A 3,367-nucleotide genomic window follows, 5' to 3' on the forward strand; every position below is an offset into this window, starting at 1 on the left:
TGTTGAACGTCTCGCGGGGTGACGATGTGGGCGTCTTCCCCGGTGACGATGGGTTTTAGCGCGGTCGGATTTGGTGTCTGGTCGTCGGCGGCGTCAAGCTGACGACGTCCGGATAGACAAATGGCCCGGCGTGCAATCTTGAAGGATCACGCCGGGCCGTTCTAACGCGTAAGGCCGCGCTGATGCTCACGGTAAGTCATGATTCTGTCGTTGTCGAGTTGGACCTGCGGGTCGGGCGCGTGGCGTGTCCCGATTGCGGTGGTCGTTTGCGCCCGTGGGGGTGGGCGAGGGTGCGTGTGATCCGTGTTGGTCTCGGCACGGATTGGGTGGTTCGGGTGTGTCGGCCACGCCGGTCGCGGTGTTCGGCATGCCAGGGCACGCATGTGCTCCTCGAGGTGCGGTTGGCCGCACGTCGGGCGGATACGGCCGCGGTCATTGCGGCGGCGATCGAGACGAAGATCGCGTTGGGTTGGGGCCACCGGAGGATCGCTGCAGGTTGTGGCAGGCCGGCTTCGACGGTTCGTGGCTGGTTGCGCGCGTTCGGAGCTTCAGCTTCTCTCATCGGCGTTGAGTTCACGAGGCTGTTGGTGCGGGACGCGCCCGACGCTGTCGTGCTCTGGCCCCAACCGGCCGGCACCGCTGGTGGGGAGGCGTTGTCGGTGTTGATGGCATATGCCGAGGGGCTGGCTCGTCGGTTTGCCGCGACCGTCATGGTGACGTGGATCCAGGCCGGCATCGCCACAACGCATGGTCGCTTGTTTTGCTCGAGTTGGTGGGCTGCGGGTCCCAACACCAACAGGCCCTTACGTCAGGCCGTGGTCGGCGGGAATGGTGGCAGGAGTGCCTGCCATATCCCTGTGACGGGCGTGTTCACTGTTTGAGAGGACCCCTAATGCCCGCAACCCCGCCGACCCTCCCGCCGATCGTGCCACCGGTGGCGTCCCGGGTTTCCCCGGTGAGCCCTGCCGTGTCGCTTCTCGTGCCGGCTGGATCGCCGTCGGAATCGGCAGTGCGCCGGGATCGAATGGAGAAGATCGCCTTGTTTCGTTACCAACTCATCCGCGCCGCGGCTGATGCTGCCATCACGACGCGTCAGCGCGGTCCGATGGTGTGGGACCTCGCGGCGATGGTGCATCCGGGGCCGTTTGGCGGCACGGTGACGGTCTCCAAAGACACCATCGATCGGTGGATTCGGGCGTGGCGGCGCGGTGGATTCGACGCGTTGAAGCCCCGCGGCCGCGTGCAGGGCGCCGTCACGCCGGCGCAGATCTTGTCGTTGGCGGCGACGCTGAAACGCGAGCGTCCCGCCCGCACGTCAGCGCAGGTGCGCCGCATCATGATCGACACCCTCGGCGACGCCCCCAGCGAGTCGACGCTGCTGCGGCACTTCCGCACGCTGGAACTTCCCACCGGAGTGCGGGACGTGTTCGGCCGGTTCGAGGCGGATTATCCCAACGAAATGTGGGTGGGTGACGGGCTGCACGGACCGCGGGTCAATGGGCGGAAAACGTATCTGTTCGCGTTTCTCGATGACCACACTCGCCTCGTGACGGCGGCCCGGTGGGCCTACGCCGAAGACTCCGTCCGCCTCACCGCAGCCCTCCGCCCAGCGCTGGAAGCGCGTGGCCTTCCCGGCACAATCTATGTCGACAACGGAAGCGCATTTGTTGACGCGTCGCTCTCTCGCACCTGCGCGCGTCTCGGAATCAGGTTGACGCATTCCAAGCCGTATCGGCCACAGGGCCGCGGGAAGATTGAACGGTTCTTCAACACCGTCAACTCCCAGTTCCTCACCGAAATCACCACCGTCGACACTGCGACCGGTGTGGTTGATGCGGGGGTGGGCAGCATGGTGACGTCATTGGATGAGTTGAATGCGCTGTTCAGCTCCTGGGTCGAGATGGTCTATCACCAGGCCGTGCACTCCACGACAGGGCAGAGCCCACTGGCGCGTTGGGAGGCGAGTTGGGCGACCCGCCGGCCGGTGCGGAAATCGCGGGAGGAGATCGCGGAAGCATTCCGTTGGTCGGCGATCCGCCGGGTGACGAAGTCCGCGACGGTGTCGTTGGAGTCGAACATCTACCAAGTTGATCAGCTCCTCGTCGGCAAGAAGGTGGAGCTGGTTTATGACCCCTTCGACTTGGCCGGGCTGATCACCGTCTCGGCTGGCAACGGCGTTCCGGCCGGCATCGCGGTGCTAGTCGAAATCCGCCGGCACGTGCATAAGAAGGCCGCTACCGCAGCTGCTGATGAGGCCGAAACTGGCGCGAAGAACGCCGCGTCTGGCATTGACTACCTGCGCCTGGTCGAGGCCCGGCACAAAGGCACGATGGCCGGTGCGCCGATCAGCTTCGATAAAGCGTCCACCTCAAAACGTCCCGTGGTCGTCTTTGTGCCGACCGTGTCGGAGGGCATCCGATGAGTATTGACACCCTGCAATCGCATTACGGTTTCACCCGCATGCCCTTCGCCCGCGATATTCCGCCGCAAGCCCTGCACCCGCATCCGTCGCATCGGGAAGCGATGGCTCGTATTGATTGGTGCATCAGTCAGCGTCAGCTGGGCGTGATCAGTGGGGAAGTCGGCGCGGGGAAAACCGTCGCCGTTCGTGCTGCTCTCGCCGGGCTGGAACCGTCCCGGCACCAGGTCATCTACATCCCCGATCCGACGATCACAATGCGAGGAATCCATACCCGCATCGTCACCGCGCTCGGCGGGACTCCCGCGTTTTTCTCCGGAGTGCTCGCCTCGCAAACCGCGACGCTGCTCGCGGGGGAACTCGACGAACGCGCCCGACTACCCGTCGTCGTCATTGATGAAGCCCATTTGCTGACCAACACCGATTTGGAAGCGCTCCGCATGCTCACCAACAGCGAGATGGATACGGGTTCGCACTTCGCGATGCTTCTCATCGGCCAGCAGACGTTGCGGCGCCGGCTCAAGCTTGCGGTTCTCTCGGCGTTGGATCAACGCATCTCCACCCGCTACACAATCACCGGGATGAGCGCCGGGGACACGACCGACTATGTCAGGCAACACCTCAAGTTCGCTGGCCGGTCCGACCCGCTCTTCTCCGACGACGCGATCCACGCCATCCACCTCGCCTCGCGCGGCTATCCGCGGGCGGTGAACAACCTCGCCGTCGCCGCTTTGATCGCGACCTACGCCGCCGACAAAGCGATCGTCGACCTGGCCGCGGCGCAATCAGCGATCACCGAAAACAGCGAGTAAACCCACGTCACGAGTGACGACCACCACGTCACCCAGACGATGAAAGCCCCGCCGGATTCGCCGGCGGGGCTTTTTCAGATCCAGGCATCGTCACCGACGATGACGCCGCCATCGTCAAATAACGCGACGGACAACA

2 protein-coding genes are annotated in these 3,367 nt (G+C 64.5%); both read left to right on the forward strand.

The features are described from left to right. Nucleotides 1-892: 892 nt before the first annotated feature. The gene (locus CXY75_RS00290) at nucleotides 893-2,422 is read left to right on the forward strand and encodes a DDE-type integrase/transposase/recombinase (RefSeq protein WP_104080906.1); all 1,530 of its coding nucleotides are present in this window, start codon (nucleotides 893-895) and stop codon (nucleotides 2,420-2,422) included. Continuing rightward, on the forward strand, nucleotides 2,419-3,231 hold the full coding sequence (locus CXY75_RS00295; protein ID WP_104080907.1) for an ExeA family protein: 813 nt from the start codon (nucleotides 2,419-2,421) through the stop codon (nucleotides 3,229-3,231). Before CXY75_RS00290 ends, CXY75_RS00295 begins: the two co-directional genes overlap by 4 nt. Nucleotides 3,232-3,367: the final 136 nt, after the last annotated feature.

It is taken from the genome of Cryobacterium sp. Y11, assembly GCF_002929535.1.
Lineage (GTDB): Bacteria > Actinomycetota > Actinomycetes > Actinomycetales > Microbacteriaceae > Cryobacterium.